Source organism: Paenibacillus caseinilyticus (assembly GCF_027533645.1).
GTDB classification, from domain to species: domain Bacteria; phylum Bacillota; class Bacilli; order Paenibacillales; family NBRC-103111; genus Paenibacillus_G; species Paenibacillus_G caseinilyticus.
The window spans coordinates 115,195-131,592 of record NZ_JAQAGY010000001.1; the positions used below are offsets into that span (position 1 = coordinate 115,195).

The 16,398-nt window shown below is 51.1% G+C and carries 11 protein-coding genes; all 11 read right to left on the bottom strand.

From position 1 onward, the window contains the following. Positions 1-19: 19 nt before the first annotated feature. A complete protein-coding gene (locus O9H32_RS00480) occupies positions 20-1,465 on the bottom strand; it encodes a CoA-acylating methylmalonate-semialdehyde dehydrogenase (RefSeq protein ID WP_269863750.1) in 1,446 nt (481 codons plus the stop codon). A 20-nt stretch (positions 1,466-1,485) separates the two neighbouring features. Continuing rightward, on the bottom strand, positions 1,486-2,493 hold the full coding sequence (iolC, locus tag O9H32_RS00485) for a 5-dehydro-2-deoxygluconokinase (protein WP_269863751.1): 1,008 nt from the start codon (positions 2,491-2,493) through the stop codon (positions 1,486-1,488). A gap of 2 nt (positions 2,494-2,495) precedes the next feature. Beyond that, positions 2,496-3,407, bottom strand: coding sequence for a myo-inosose-2 dehydratase (iolE, locus tag O9H32_RS00490; RefSeq protein ID WP_269863752.1), 912 nt, complete (start codon positions 3,405-3,407; stop codon positions 2,496-2,498). 26 nt (positions 3,408-3,433) lie between these two features. Then, complete coding sequence (gene iolD, locus O9H32_RS00495; RefSeq protein WP_269863753.1) at positions 3,434-5,302, bottom strand: 3D-(3,5/4)-trihydroxycyclohexane-1,2-dione acylhydrolase (decyclizing); 1,869 nt, start codon at positions 5,300-5,302, stop codon at positions 3,434-3,436. A gap of 513 nt (positions 5,303-5,815) precedes the next feature. After that, entirely contained in the window at positions 5,816-7,363 is a 1,548-nt protein-coding gene (locus O9H32_RS00500; protein WP_269863754.1) for a response regulator, read from the bottom strand. Continuing rightward, on the bottom strand, positions 7,356-9,257 hold the full coding sequence (locus tag O9H32_RS00505) for a sensor histidine kinase (RefSeq protein ID WP_269863755.1): 1,902 nt from the start codon (positions 9,255-9,257) through the stop codon (positions 7,356-7,358). The genes O9H32_RS00500 and O9H32_RS00505 overlap by 8 nt, the downstream gene beginning before the upstream one ends. A gap of 35 nt (positions 9,258-9,292) precedes the next feature. Next, the gene (locus O9H32_RS00510; protein ID WP_269864298.1) at positions 9,293-10,942 is read right to left on the bottom strand and encodes a type 2 periplasmic-binding domain-containing protein; all 1,650 of its coding nucleotides are present in this window, start codon (positions 10,940-10,942) and stop codon (positions 9,293-9,295) included. Between the two features lie 226 nt (positions 10,943-11,168). Then, on the bottom strand, positions 11,169-12,047 hold the full coding sequence (locus O9H32_RS00515; protein ID WP_269863756.1) for a LysR family transcriptional regulator: 879 nt from the start codon (positions 12,045-12,047) through the stop codon (positions 11,169-11,171). Further along, the gene (locus O9H32_RS00520) at positions 12,032-12,931 is read right to left on the bottom strand and encodes a LysR family transcriptional regulator (protein ID WP_269863757.1); all 900 of its coding nucleotides are present in this window, start codon (positions 12,929-12,931) and stop codon (positions 12,032-12,034) included. Before O9H32_RS00520 ends, O9H32_RS00515 begins: the two co-directional genes overlap by 16 nt. A gap of 321 nt (positions 12,932-13,252) precedes the next feature. Then, entirely contained in the window at positions 13,253-14,755 is a 1,503-nt protein-coding gene (locus tag O9H32_RS00525; RefSeq protein WP_269863758.1) for an alpha/beta hydrolase family protein, read from the bottom strand. Between the two features lie 499 nt (positions 14,756-15,254). After that, positions 15,255-16,391: a sugar ABC transporter permease gene (locus O9H32_RS00530; protein ID WP_269864299.1), complete on the bottom strand. Its 1,137-nt coding sequence runs from the start codon at positions 16,389-16,391 to the stop codon at positions 15,255-15,257. Between the last annotated feature and the right edge of the window lie 7 nt (positions 16,392-16,398).

Consider the following 16,398-nt stretch of genomic DNA (forward strand, 5'->3'; position numbering starts at 1 on the left):
ATTTTCTTTACGGCGCTGCTTACCAGCGGGCGGTGACCATTTTTTTGCGGGTGTAGAACTCTACGCCGTCCGTACCATTGGCGTGCAGGTCGCCGTAGAACGATTTTTTCCAGCCGGAGAACGGAAAGAATGCCATAGGCGCCGGCACACCGAGATTCACGCCCAGCATACCCGCGTCGATCGTGTCGCGGAATTGACGCATGGCTGCCCCGCTGCGGGTGAAGATGCAGGCGCCATTGGCAAACTCGGAACGATTGGAGAGCTCGATGGCTTCCTCCAGCGTCCCGACACGGACAATCGAGAGGACCGGAGCAAAAATTTCGTCTTCCCAAATCTTCATTCCGCACTCCACCCGGTCAAAGATCGTAGGCCCTACAAAGTACCCGCTGCCGCCCGCCGCCTCATCCTTCCGACCGTCGCGCAGCAGCAGCGCCCCTTCCTTCTCTCCGGTGTCGATGTACTTCAGCGTTCTCTCCTTATGCGGGCCGCGGATGACCGGTCCAAGGAATACCCCTTCCTCCAGACCGCTGCCCATCGTAATGCTGTTGGCCGCTTCCACCAGTTTGTCGACAAGCTCATCGCCGATCTCCCCTACCGCGGCGACGACGGAGCAGGCCATGCACCGCTCTCCGGCAGAACCGAACGCCGCATTGATAATTTCCTTCACGGTCAAATTCAGGTCGGCATCCGGCATGACGATCGAGTGGTTCTTGGCGCCGGCCAGCGCCTGAACGCGCTTGCCATGGGCGGAGGCCGTGGTGTATACGTACTCTGCCACAGGCTGCGACCCTACAAAGGAAACGGCGGCGATCGACTGATGTTCAAGAATGCCGTTCACGACATCGTGGGCGCCGTGAACGATATTGAAGACGCCCGCAGGGAGCCCGGCTTCGTGGAACAGCTCCGCGAGACGGTTCGCGAGCAAAGGCGTCCGCTCCGATGGCTTCAGAATGAACGTGTTGCCGCAGGCGATCGCCAGCGGGAACATCCAGCAAGGGACCATCATCGGAAAGTTGAACGGCGTAATGCCGCCCACGACGCCTACGGGGTACCGGTACATTCCCGATTCGAGGTTCGTGGCGATATCGGGTAATTGTTTGCCCATCATCAGGTTCGGTGCCCCAGCCGCGAATTCGACGCATTCGATCCCCCGCTGCACTTCGCCATAAGCTTCGTTGTAGCTCTTCCCATTCTCCAGCGTAACCAGCTTCGCGAGCTCTTCCCAGTGCTCGACCAGAAGCTGCTGGAATTTGAACAGGACCCGTGCCCGGCGCGGCACCGGCGTCCGGCTCCAGCCCTTGAACGCTTCTTGCGCGGTTTGGACGGCTTGGTCCACGTCATCCTTAGTAGACAGAGGCACATAGGCGAGCACCTCTTCCGTAGCCGGATTGTATACGGGATCGCTCTGATTTGACCGGGATTCGACCCACTGCCCCCCGATCCAATTTTTCAGCGTTTGCGTCATTTGGATAGTCCCCTCTCTAGTTAAACCATGATTTCGCCGCGTTCGCAGCGGGCGATGTAATCATGCACTTGCTCCACGTTCGGCATCGCGTCGGAGCAGCTGTGGCTGGAGATGACAATGCAGGCTGCAGCGCTGCCGAATTCCATGCTCTTCTCCAGTGTCCAGCCCTGCGTCAGGCCGTACAGGAAGCCGGCCGCGTAAGAATCTCCCGCCCCGAAGGTCTTGATCACCTTCGCCGGATACGACTTGGCGCGATGGCTTGCGCCGTCCTTGGTATAGGCAATGGAGCCTTCCTTGCCGTGTTTGATGATGACGATCTTAGCGGAATAGTCGAACCATTTGGCTGCCGTCACCCGGTCGCTGCCATCCGGATTGTGATCAAAGCGCTCCATCATATCGAACTCTTCGCGCGTGCCTAAGATCACATCGCATTTTTCCGCAGCGAGGTTGTAATACACGGCGGTTTCTTCGGGGGATTGCCATGTATAGGGGCGATAATCGAGATCGAACACGATAACGGCACCATGCTTTTTGGCATAGTTCAGCGCCTGAAAGACGGCCTCTCGGGAAGGGCTTTGCGCCAGTGCCGTTCCCGAGATAAGGAACATTTTTGTCCGCGCCATCAGCTCCTCGTCCACTTCGCCCGGGGTCAGCAGCAGATCGGCGGCATGGTCACGGTACATTAGAATGCTGCAATCTGCCGGGCTCTTGATTTCGGTGAAAGCCAGCCCCGTCACGGCGCCTGTGCGATCCGTCACGACATTGCCGGTTTCGATCCGGTTCTGCTGCAGGTACTCCTGGATAAACCGCCCCATTGGATCGTTTGCGATTTTGCCGATAAACGCGGTGTGGAGACCCAATCGAGACATGCCGATCGTGATGTTGGCAGGGGAGCCTCCCACATACTTGGTGAATGTCCGCGTCTGTTCCATCGGGCGGTTGATTTCGTTGGCGTTGAGATCGATGCACAGCCTGCCGATCGCCGTGAAATCCACGCTGCGGTCCGCCGGAAATTGAATATAGGTCATCGCTATTGCCCCGCTTTCCCTGAGGATATATGAGTCAGGTAAGAAAGTGCCTTGCTCGCGAAGTCGTATGCCGGAGCAGCAGCCGGATCCTGTTCGCCCTCCAGCATGGCCCACCCGCTATAGCCACGTGCGATCAGCTCGTCTAGGATGGGTTTAAAATCCAGATCCCCGGTACCAGGCACGGTGAAGACGCCCTTACGGATGCAGGTGATAAAATCAGCCTGTTCCTCCTTCGCCTGCTCGAGAACGGCTTGGCGGACATCCTTCAGATGCACGTAAGCGATACGGTCATAATGCCTGCAGAGTAATGTATAAGGATCATATCCGCCGTAATAGGCATGACCTGTATCGTACAACAGGTAGACCAGCGAGGGATCGGTCATCTCCATGATCGTGTCGATCTCTTCCGGACGCTCTACCACTGTGCCGCCGTGATGATGATACGTCAGCTTCAGGCCGTATTCCTTGGCTATCGCGCCTGCAGCGTTCAGGCCTTCCGCCAGATGCCCCCATCCCGTGCGGTCCAGCCGAAGCACTTCTTTCTCATTCGGTGTGCGGCGCGGATCGAAGTGGAGTGACCCTCCGACCTCGCAGGTGCTGATGACGGTGCTGCCCATCTCCTTCAGGAACTGGGCATGCTTCCGATAAGCCGCAAGCTCCTCCTCACGGTAAGCGGGATCGGAGAACAGGACCGATTTCCACTGGGAGACGAGCTGCAGATTCCGCTTGCCGAGCTCTCTTCTCAGCGTTTCGATATCGCCCGGGTATTTGCGGCCCATCTCCGTTCCATGCAGGCCAAGGAGCTGGATTTCATCCATGATTTGCTCGTACGTGGTGCCTGCTCCATGTTCTTTCACATCTTCCCCGACCCAGTTAATGGGATGGGCTCCGATTTGAAACGTCCCTATGTTCATCGCATGCTCTCCGTTTCCCTTGAGTGTTATAGCGATCTAGCAGACTGGATCCGCTGCTTCATATCTTGGTGGGCCCCTACCACCTTGTCGCTGACCGATACTTCCGGCACGCCGACATTCCACCAAGACTCGTAACCGGACGTGTTCGTGCCGGGAACGACGGGGATTTCAATCAATGTGGTTATTTTCTCGTGTTTGGCCTGCTCGAGCGCCTGCGTCAGCTCCGCTTCCGTACTTGCCTTATAAGCGGCAGCTCCGAGACTGCGGGCGTGTGCGGCAAAATCAATTGGCATGTAGCTTCCGGTCAAGCGGCCCGTCGCCGGTTCCCGATATCGGAATTCGTTGCCGAAGCCGTCGCTGCCGTGTCCCCGCTGCAGGTTGTGGATGCACTGGTATCCGTGATTGTCGAATAACAGGATCGTGATCTTGACCCCTTCCTGTAAGCTCGTGACGAGCTCGGAGTGAAGCATCAGGTAGCTCCCGTCTCCGACGACGGCGTACACTTCCCGTCCCGGCTCGGCCAGCGCCGCTCCGAATGCGCCGCTGATTTCGTAGCCCATGCAGGAAAATCCGTATTCCATATGGTACGTCTTCGGCTGCGACGCTCTCCACAACCGGTGCAGGTCGCCGGGCAGGCTGCCCGCCGCACATACGATAACCGAGCTTGGATCCAGCGTCTGCTGAATGATACCGAGCGCCCGGGTCTGGGCCAGCCCCATCTCATTCCCCAGTGAAAACAGCGCATCCACCTCTGCATCCCACTGTCTCTTCAGGTCTGCGATCCCACCCTGGCTGTAGGAGCTGTGATAGCCGCCCTGCCGAGCGCTCAGTGCTTCGCCAAGTGCCTTCAGTCCAACCTTGGCATCCCCCGTCAGTGCAGCGCCGCCCCATTTGGCCGCATCCATTATGCTGACATTGATGTTAATGAACTGGGCACCAGAAGCGAATGCCGACTTCGACGATGTCGTAAAATCGGAATAGCGGGTCCCTACGCCAATGATCACGTCAGCTTCTTTGGCCAAGAGGTTCGCGGCTCGTGTTCCGGTGACGCCGATCGCTCCGACATTCAGCGGATGATCCCATGGCATCGCGCTTTTGCCAGCCTGCGTCTCGGCAACCGGGATCCCGAAGGCATCGGCGAAGTCCCGCAGTTCTTGCATCGCCGATGCATACAGCACACCGCCTCCGGCGATAAGGAGTGGCCGCTTGGACGCTTGGAGCAGCGCCGCCGCCCGGCTGACCGCTTCACGCGCCGGCGGCCTGCGGTCGATATAGTGCACCCGTTTCACGAAGAATTCTTCCGGGTAATCGTAAGCCTCCCCCTGCACGTCCTGCGGCAGTGCCAGCGTGACAGCTCCCGTCTCGGCGGGATCGGTCAATACGCGCATCGCCTGCAGCCCCGCGGACATCAGCTGCTCGGGACGGACGATGCGGTCCCAATATTTACTGACGGCCTTGAAGGAGTCCGTTGCAGAAACCGTATAATCACTGGCCACCTCCAGCTGCTGAAGCACCGGGTCGGGCTGCCGCGAAGCGAAATTGTCTCCCGGGAGCAGCAGCACCGGAATACGGTTCACCGTTGCCGTTGCGGCGGCGGTCACCATATTCAGCGCCCCCGGTCCGATCGAAGACGTACAAGCAAAAATTTGCTTCCGGTTGTTTTGCTTCGCGTAAGCGGTTGCAGCATGAACCATCCCCTGCTCGTTTTTGCCCTGGATCAGGGTCAGCCCGCCCGGGCTTCTCTCCAGCGCTTCCCCTATCCCCGCTACATTCCCATGGCCGAATATGCCCATCACGCCGCTAACGAACTTGGTCTCCTCGCCGTCAACCGATATCCATTGTGCATCGAGGAAACGAACCAAAGCTTGGGCCATCGTTAATCGAATGGCTGCCATATTACCCCTCCCCTTCTGGATTAAGCGCTTAACATAATAGTGCTAAAATCCCTTGGAAAGCCCAAATAAGGTTAAGAAGGTTAAGCGCTTTACCTTATTTATATCATAACCTGTTTACGATCACATTTCAACCAATTCTTAGGAGGGTATCCAATATGATCATCATGGCAGGGTGAAAGAAGCTGCCTCATCCACAGAGGCAGCTTCTTCTTATTACTCAGCGAGCGGCCCGGCCGGCCCTCAGCAGCTGCCGAGGCAAGCAAATGAACCTTCAAATCCAACAGTAAGTAGAGATGAAGGTTCTTTTTTCCGTTGCAGAATCAGCCGTTTTGTTTCCCGCTTTGTCTACTGCTGTGTAAGTAAATCCGGCCGCCGCGGTGGACAAAATGGGAAATGAACAGCCCTTATATAGTTTTTTCCTATGTAATGTATAGAAAACTGCAGATGGTTTGCACCGTTACATTTCCTTAGACTGAAGTTGTGAACAGGATCCTACTAAGTTCAGTGCATTCTTTACTCCTCCTTCTGCCTTCGCTGGTTTCGGAATTCCAACGCTGTGATGCCTTCGGTATCTTTGAATATTCTCGTAAAATGCTTCACATTTTCGAATCCAACCTGCTCACTGATTTCGTACACCTTCAAATCGGAGCACACCAACAGTTCCTTCGCCTTGTCCAGTCTTAACCGGCGAACATAGTTTGAGAAACTCTCACCGCTATATTCTTGGAAGGCATGGCTGAAATACGAGTAGTTGAGGGAGAAATGGTTGGACACGACCGCCATATTCAAATCGTCGGTATAATGCGTCTGCAAGTAGGCGATAACTTTTTGCATCGTATTTTGTCCCGTCGGCGCCTTCTCTCTCCGTTCTTGGATGAACCCATCCAGACTACCCAGAAGTTGCTCGACGGCTGTGTAATAATCTTCAAATCGATCGAAGTTCCCGATGTGCCCAACATGGGCGTGCAACCTTAATAGACCAAGTACCTTATACCCGTAGATGCCGAACAACTTGTCGAACAGCTCCTCGTTCAGCAGCTGGCTGATACGTTCTAGATAGCCGATCTCACAGCTGCTAATCATGCGAACATCGAGGATTTGATCGAGAAGCCCTTTGATTTCATCCCCGCGCCCCATTCCGATTAGATTCAATACTCGCCCAATTAACTCGACAGGAACGACATGACGCTCATTGCGGTCACTTATGCTAGTGTGTTCCAGCACATCGAGTTCTGGAAGCAAAATACCGTATTTCAAGGTTTGCTTCGCTTGACTGTATGCCCACCTGATCTGCTCGATCCCCTGAACAGACTCGCTAATCGCAATTCGCAGCTGCGACTCCGATCCACTTAACCTCCACCGTTCCGCCAGCCGGTAGAATAGTACCGGATCGCGTGCAATCAGAATCGTTCCGCCTTTTCCATCACGCGTGAGCATCCAATCCTTATGCCCTTGTAACAGCTCCGTGATTCCATTCCTGAAAGAAGCCGCATCCGCTCTGCTAGCCTGTGATCCCTCGCCGCGTCGCGTTAGCAAGCCCAGCGTATATCCTGCATCCAACCAGCTTAAGCCGGCTTGGTTCGGTGTTATCGCATCACCCACATCCTCCTGGGTCAAATGCAGCGTAATCAGCTCGGCAGCAAACAGACGGGCCTCTTGGCCCGCTGTGTCTGCCCGCTCTTCTCTCATCCTATAGTCAAGCATTAATCGCTCCAGAACGGCGAACAATTCCTCCCGCTTCACCGGCTTGATGAGATAATCCTTCACAGCAAAGCGGATCCCTTTCTGTGCATATGCAAAGTCATTATAGCCCGACAGCAGTACAACCTCCGGTTTAAGCGGATGGTCTTGCAGCTGCTCGATCAGTTCGATCCCATCCATAATGGGCATTCGGATATCGGTGATCATAATATCCGCAGGTTCCTGGCGGAGCAGCTCCAGCGCCTCATGGCCATTCTCGGCGAATCGGTAACTGAATAGATTAGGCAGCTGCCTCTCAATGACCGATTGCAAGCCTCTCCGAATGATCTTCTCGTCGTCGACGATCAGCAAGCTAATCACAGATGTCCGCTCCCCCTCCCATGACCCGATAAGGCAAAGTCATGATTACGCGTGTATAGCTTCCTTCCTGACTCTCGATTCCAATCCCATATTCCACCCCATAGCTCATCACTACTCGTTGATCCACATTACGCAGTCCAATTCCGTTGCTGTCCTGGTTATCTTTGCGAACGAATAATTGCCGGGCATTCTGGTAAGCGGACTCTTCCATTCGCAGCATTCGATTCAATAAGCTCAGTGACTCTTCCGGTATGCCGCAGCCGCTGTCCGTAATCTCAATGACACAAGCTTGATCACGCCGGAAGGCAGAGAGGGTAATGACCAGATTTCCATCGCTGGAATGCATGCGGCGCATCCCATGCTTGATTGCATTCTCGACTGTGGGCTGCAGTGACATTTTGAGTGATTCCTGCTTGAGGCATTCCGGTGCAATCGACAATCGGAGATCAAGTCTCCCATCATAACGGATATTCATGATCGATATATAATCCTGGACATGCTGAATCTCATCGCTGAGCATCACGTGATCCTGATTCCATTCCATTGAATACCGCATCATACCGCCCAGCGAGGTCATGATATCCGATATAAGATACTGCCCTTCAATCTCCGCCAGCATCTTGACGTTCTCCAGCGTATTGTAGAGAAAGTGGGAATCGATCTGGCTCTTCAGCGCGCGAAGTTCAGCTTCTTTGCCTGCGGCCTGCCTGGCTGCCTGCTCTTGGATCAGCTCGTTAATCTTCAGAATGAGTTTGCGGTAATGATAGCCCAGCTCTCCTACCTCATCGGTACCGGTAATGGGCGGCAGCTCGACGTTGAAGTTACCGCTTCTCACCTGCTGCATCGATACTCTTAGCGCCTTAAGCCTGCGCAGAATTATCGCCTGCATCGAGTAAGACAGCAGTACGAGGAATGCCGCTAGTAACGAAATGAGCACAATATAACGAATTCTCGAATGGTTAATGCCTTTCATCGTGTCCGCAAGACTAACCATATTGACCAGATGAACGTCGATCGATGGGATGTAGCTCTGAAATGCCAAGTAGGACTGCCCATTCACCTTGAACTGTACCGTCTCGTTATCTGTGTTACTCGTCAGCTTCACCCTGTTAATCAATTCCTCCGCGCTATGCTGTTCGAACACAGGGGAAGACTTCAAGCTGAATACCTGTCCGCTCCTGGCGACTACGATCAGTTGGGAGTTCATATCCTGCACACTACTGAACGTTCGAGAGAAGAAATTCGATAGTTTCATCGATATCTCTAGGATCCCGTTATGTGTTGCGTTGTCCGGATATTTGAATTCCTGCAAGAACGTCATGAAGGGCTCGTCCGGCGACGGTTCGGATGGCAAACCGGTGAGGACAATATTCCCCTGTATAGCCCACCAAGGCATCCCGTTCTGCTTCATCACTTCATCATGCCAAGGCTTGTCTCCAATACGTGATTCCTGCAGAATAACGGGCCAAATTTCATTCACATAAAGATTATCCGTGAATAACCGGACATTCGCAATTCGTGGATTATTGAACAGAAAATATTGAAAGCTGTTGACCACCACTTTCTTAATATAAAGAACATGCGCTGCATCCTGAGTTTGTTCAACTCGCAAATATTTGTTCATTTCCCGGTTGGATAACGCAAGCTGTGCTGTCCATCCCATCAGCTCTATGTTATTCTCAATGTTGATCTTCTCGACCTCAAGCACATTCTCGTTGTTCTTCATCAATTCTTTCATGGCCTTCGCGGAATCTTCATTAAGCGTATACCAAGAGAATAGAACAACCGGTATGAAGATAACGACCACAAAAGACAGAATCAGTTTGGCTTGAAGCGAAAGTTTAAACGTAATTGCACGTATCCCCAATAACCAACGGATTACCGCACGTCCCATCCCCTGCCTCACATCCTGCTGCTTCCTCTATAGAACTATGGATTGAGCGAAGAATTCAGCTTCTTTACATTTCGTTCATAGGCTGCTTGACGACTAGCTTCGATAGCTTCATACTCGGGATCCCCGGTAATGGTTTTCATGAACTCGGCGAACAGCTGATCAAATTCAGCATCCGACCCCGCCATCAGCAGTTTGGGCAGCGTCTCGGCCCAGAGCCGCGTGTTTTCGCCTTGTGCAATACCTTCCTTCGTCGTCGGGTCGGGATCCAGATTTTCGAACTCGGTCATGCTGATCGTCTTGCCCCTTGTCCAATCCGCAATTTGTTTGGCCGGTTCAGCATCCATCCCCGTTATCCATGCCAGATTCATGTTCGTATCCATGAGCATCCAGTACATATAAGAACCGCCATATTTCCTATCGAATGCTTGGCGGTCGGTGTTGAGCAGATGCATGGCCTCCGGCAGGAACTGATCTTTGCCGTCTATCGTATCGTAGGTAACACCCTTCTCTCCTAAGAACAAATCTTTGTTGCCCTCTTCGCTGAGCAAATAGCTGAGGAAGGCAATGGCCCGCTTCTTATCCTTGACGTTCTTCGAGATGAGCGTCACCGTCCAGCCGGAGACGCCATTTCCTGCAAGTGTCGGCGCATCATGTGCATCATTCGCAGGACCGTCAATCGCGATATACACCTTATTCGGGTCCTTACGATATAACGCTTGGTTAATCTCCGAGAAATCAGACCACTGGTACAGCATGGCAAAATAACGCCCTTGCGATATTTTTTCATCCTTTTCCAGCCGTTTTTCATCAATATAGACATCTGTCGGTATCAGCCCGTCCTCATTCGCTTGCCGGAATACCTTCAGCCATTTGAGATAGGTTGGATCGCTTCGACGGTCGTACAATTTGCCGTCTTTCTGCTGTGGAATGGCCAGGAAGTTCTGCAGATAGGCTTCCAGGGAATAGTTGCCTGTTTCCGTAAATTCATGCAGGCCGATCGGAATGAGCGGCTGGCCGTCCACTTCCGGAAACTTCTCCTTCGCAGCTTTCAGCGCGCCGAGAAATCCCTCCGGCGTGCTCATATCCGGTTTTCCAAGTGCTTCATACATGTCTTTGCGAACAACAAAGGTTTGATTAGACGTAAAAAGCTGACCATATTTTTGATAGTCCGCAGGGGATGAAGATGCATTCGGGTAGCCATACACATTGCCGTCAGCCTGTGTATACCAGCTCAGCTTCGCGGGGTCTGCGGCTTTAAAGAAATAAGGATCATACTGGTCCGCCAGCTCATTTAAGGGAAGCACCATATCCCCATTGATCATCTTCTGCACGGAATCCTCATACGAGCCTAGCGTGATGAAGTCAGGGAGCGACCTTGCCGCCATCATCGTGTTGAGCTTCTCGCTGGCATCGCCAGCAGGCACGATAAAGTTCAAGCTGACGCCGGTCTTCTTCGTAATATACTCGGAAACGACGTTTCCTCCCCACTTGCTGGTGTACCAGTCGAAATTGATATACCAGTCGAACGTAATCGGTGTCGTGTCCTGCTTCCAGGCAGGCTCATCCTTCGTTTGAGAAGGATCTGCCTCCTTAAGATTGGCTTTGAAGTTCATACGACTCTCAGCAGTGCCGCCGCTCGATGTGCCCTCGTTCCCAGAACAAGCCGCTGCGGTCGAACACATCATCAGAGCTAGTAACAGCATGGCTGATTTACCCCTTTTACCCACTCATAGCTCCCCTTCTTCTGCGCACTGATAGACTTCATGCCCTGATGCTTCCCACAAAAAAAGTGGGCTTACGCTATTCAGGAGCATCAATTTAGTGCCAGTATAAAGGTTATTGCAAGCAAATGAAAGAGTTAACATGATATTGGGGAGGGGAGGCGCACTGGATATCGCAAGCGAAATCGAGTCAAGACATAGGAATATGTTCTAGTAAAAAATCGATACATTTCTGAACAGAAGAATCCTTATAATGATGCCTTCTAAAAATAAGCTTGATCTCACGAACAGGCGTTGGATCTACAAGACGAATGATTTTCAATTGCTGACCAGATAAGATTTCAATGGAAGAAGCAGGTAAAATAGCTGCCCCCAACTTTTGCAGTACCATAGAAAGAAGAATGGCTGTGGAAGTAGACTCGAACTGTGGCTGCAAAGATTTGGCTATTGTAGTGCCCCCTGTAGGAAGATGCTCGTTTAAACTCATGTCCCCCACAAATAAGGAAGATTCTAAAGCTTCCAGCTCGCCAAAAGAAACAACGGTTCGATCTGCCCATGGATGATCCGCATAAACGACCAATGCTAGTTCTTCTTTGTACAGGTGCATCATATGAACTTCTTTATTCGGATCATAATGGTCGGTAATCCCAATATCGATACTACCATTGAGCAATTGTCGCGATGTATTCTCTGCACTGGCAAATTTTAACGTAATGTCAGGAAACTGTTCTTGAAATTTCAAAAAATGGGGTATGAAACAAAAAAAGTCCATCGGAGGAATCCCTATCGAGAGTTTATTGACCCGAGGAGCATTGCGTAACTCGTACGTTTCTTTCTTTGATTCTTCAATAAGCCTCATCACGGAAAGTGCTTTTTCGTAAAGTATTTCCCCATCGGCTGTAACCTTTATCCCTCTGCCAACTCTCTCAAATAGAGAGGCTCCCACCTCAGCCTCTAGAAAGCGGATCTGTTGACTTAGAGTAGGTTGAGAAATCATTAGAACTTCCGAAGCCTTAGTAAAGCTTCCTTCCCTGCAAATTTGAATGAAACATTCTAGTTGCCTGAACATGAAAGACTCACCTCAACTCCCCTTACATAGGACTCCATTTCTTGAATAAATATACTTGCTGTAGATCTCATCGTAACCGAATGAAGATGGACAAGAGATATATCCCAACAAGGAGTATGGCCCTCTAGTTTAACAATACGCAATGAATCGTCCCTTAGACTTTCGAGCAAAGATGTGGGTATAAGTGCTGCTCCAAGTCCATGACGAACCCAATGAATCAATACGGAAGTGGAGGACGTTTCTATGATCGACTTCAAGGTAAACCCGCAAGAGAAGCCATACATATCAATTAAGGATTTGTTTTGTTCTCGGAACATAATCGAATTCATTTGCTTCAAGGATCGAAAAGGAATCGAGGATTGATCGGCCAAAGGATGTTCGGAATGAACCAATAGCGCCATTTCTTGTCGATACAAATGAGTCGAAATGACCGAAGCATCTGAAACCGGATAGGCCGTAATTCCAATGTCCACCCTCCCTTCCAAAACTTTATTCCCGGCATCCTCTGTATCGATAATTTTCAATGAAATATTCGGGTGCTTTTGGTGAAATCTCATAAAGTAAGGGGCAAGATATTCAAGTTCAGCAGGACAACATCCAATAGAAATGGTTTCTTGAGATTTTCGGTTTCGCCCATCTATTTCATTTCGCGCCTCTTCAAGAAGATTCATAATAGCGTTGCCTTTATTCAAGAGAATTTTTCCCGCTTCGGTTACTTCTACTCCCCTGCTTACCCGATTGAACAATTGAATATTATACTCATCCTCCAACACCCGGATTTGCTGACTTAGGGTAGGCTGGGTCACACCTAATTCTTCTTTAGCTTTGGTAAAGCTGCCTGAGTTGCAAATTTGAATAAAATATTCAAGCTGGCGCAATTCCACGGTATATCCCCCCTATATTCGCCTTGCTAGCCAATACATTTCTTGGTGCTTCCCGTACTGAGTTTTCACCCGCCGGTAGTGATGATCGTGATCGTGGTTTTTGCTGGGCTTTGTAAATATTATAAGAAGGAATGCGTCGTGGAATATATCCGCTGGATTTCAGGTGAGGGTTACTGGATTTTAGGGTCGGTGCGGTTGGGAACATGATGTGTGTATTCGTTCTTCTTTAGACAAAGGAAAACTCCCCTTCCAGCAGCGGTTTAATTCCTAAACCTGTCTACTTGAAGGGGAGCCATCACAATCGGCAGCCTGTTCCGTAATTTATAATAGCGAGGTTACGAACTTCACCTCCGGAAATCGGCTATCCGGTCCTTTCATTAAGTTTCCGCCTTGATTTTTCAGATGCATATCGAAGAAATCCAGCATATAGGCATTGATAACGGAGCTCGCTCTTTCGGGCGCCATCTTTCCTGTAATGCCCAGCATTTTGAAAATCGGAGAAATGAACTGAATGTCGGTATAATTCAAATGCTCGGTATTCTCGATATAGAGGAATTGTCCCCCTTCGTCGACCGTTTCGCGCATCCGCTCAAGCTCCAACTTTTTATCTTCCGTTACTTGATCCTCCCACTCTCTTGTTGAGCCCATACGCTTAAGCTCTGCATCCGTGTAGACCCGGTTATCCATCACCCTTTTTAATTTTTCGAAATAGCTTTCCGAATTGATGAACAAAAACGGCTTTCGCAGACCCTCTCTGTCACGCAGTCGATAAAGCCCTCCATCCAGGTCTATGCCAACCGCGATCCGCGGATCGTAAGAAGCGTCATAGGCCGCCGCTCCGCCGATGGAATGACCGAATGCCCCGACATGACCGAGATCCATCCTCCCTTGGAGGTGACTTGGAATCTGCCCCGATTGGATGAGCTCGAATTGATCCAGGACAAACGCCACGTCGCCGGTGAGAACTTTTCCGAGCTTGTCGCGATTTTCTCTGCTCGTCCGGTAATCATCGCCGGGCGAGAATAAGTCGTTGGTTGTGCTCGTCGTGATTCGCCCGTCCGGAAACTCGGTTGCAAATGTATTGTAGGTGTGGTCGATCACGGCCACGATATATCCGTGACTCGCGAGATTTTCGGCTTGCGACGTGTGGAGGAACCGGGAAGAGCCGTTGCCCGGATTCGCAAGGATCAGCGGGTATGAAGTCTGTGCCGAAGAGACTTCGGCCCCCGAATAAGCATGACTGGATACGTACTTCAGATGTTGAAAAGTAAAACCGGGAAGGCCATAGTCCGCGGCCATATAATGTAAAATCGGGGTATCGGGAATCAAGGGGGCGTACTTGCCGGTGCCAGTTTGAGCCGGATACCATACCTGAACCATCAACTCTCTCTTCCCGTCTCTGGCATCGTCGAATATCTCTTCCCTATTTGTATCCACCAAATGGAGAGTTTGCGTTCCTACCTTACACTCGCCTGTCGGTTCAGGTAGTTTAAATACGGGGAAAGCATACATGAGACCCGCTGTTCCGACCAGCATGATCGCTATAGCGGTATAAGCTGCACCCAACATGAACCGTGGGATTTTGGGGGGCCCGTTTTTTTTAAAATGGCTATAACCTGAAATGGCTAAAACAATGATCGTTATGCAATAGAGGGGAAATAGCTGAACTCTGTATCCTTCCACCGTCCAATGAATAACCAGTAAAAGTGTGGCGAGCCCGCTTGCAGCGAATACTGGAATTCTACGCCGTCCTTTTTTTAGCAGGACGGTTAATGCAAGCAAGCCGATGTTTGACAATAAAAGCAACAGTTCAAACAGCCTCATCTCTATCCTCCTTTTCACAAATTCCTATTTTCGTTTGTCCCCATCTTATCCCAGCCAGGCTGGTTTAAGCTATCGATTTGCCTTACATCTACCTTACACTCATGTAATTCGATCGCCGCGCTTACATGTTGAAGGTGACTTGAACATGGTACCTCGACCGTACTTTCATCCGGCTAGTTGAGCCCAGCTTTGCTAGTCGCGCAAATATGTACAAGGGCCCATCCCAAAAGCTAGGCTGTTCGCTGCTTTTGAAATAGACCCCTTGAGTATAGTAGACGAGTTGTACTACCCTATTTCCAGTATTCTTACGTTACTGTACAGTCACCTTCATTGTCTTGCTTTCAGTCAAACCTGCATCGTTCTGTAGCTCTGCCCGGTATTCATAAGTCCCTGTGGTAGTATTGCGGATGCCATAAACACTGCAAGAAAAACACTCGTTTTTCTCATCAAATCTTACCTCCATCACCATACGGTAGCCCCGCGAGATTCATAAATGGTCTTACTTCGCGCTGTTTTTGCTGCGATTGGAGATATCAAGCCATACGGCGAAAACCAAGATACTTCCCTTTACCAGGTACTGCCAAAAGGATTCTAATCCCATTAATGACATCCCATTGTCCAGTGAGGTCATCACCAGGGCGCCGAGAATCGCGCCACTGACCTTACCGGAGCCGCCCATCAACGAGGTGCCCCCGATCACGCAAGCGGCAATGGCATCCATCTCCGCCATATTCCCTGCCGAGATCGTAGCGGATGACAACCGGGAGGTCAGTACGATCGAAGCAATCGAGGCCAGAAGGCCGCTGAATACAAAGACCATCATAGTCTTGAGTTTGATGTTAATTCCCGACATACGAGCCGCTTCCCTATTTCCGCCGATCGCATAAATATGCCGCCCGAATGTCGTCTTCGATGAGATCAGAGAAAAGAGTACCGCCAGGGCAAGAACAAAAATAATGGGAAACGGGATCCCCTTGTAACTGTTCACGATCAGAACAAATGCGATGACAAGCAGGCTGAAGCCGGCCAGTTTGAAGAGCATCACAGGGAACGGCTCTACCCGGAAGCCATACTTCAATCTGGATCTTCGCTTCGTCATGGCAGTCCACACAAAACAAGCAATCGTTACGACAGCCAGAAGCCATCCGAACCCTCTTGCAAAATAGGCATTGCCCATCAACGCGAAGACGGGATCCGAGATAGGAACCGTCATCGATTCCGTAACCCCCATTAACACGCCCCGGAAGACCAGCATGCCGCCAAGCGTCACGATGAATGCCGGTACGGCTTGATAAGCGACCAGCCACCCCTGGAGCAACCCGAGTACCAATCCTATTGCCAGTGTTCCAAGAATGACCACAATTGTAGGCTGCCCCATCCAGTTGCTGAGAATTGCAGCGATGCCGCCTGTTAAACCAACAATAGAGCCTACGGACAAATCGATATGTCCTGCAACGATCACTAGAACCATACCGATCGCAAGAATGGATGTTACCGACATTTGAGTGAAGAGATTGGACAGATTGCGCGGGGTAAGGAACGTATCATTCATGACGCCGAACAGGATCCAGATCAAGATCAATGCTCCCACCATAGTGTAGGCGCGAACATCGAATTTGAATAACGTTCTCCACATCGAGTTG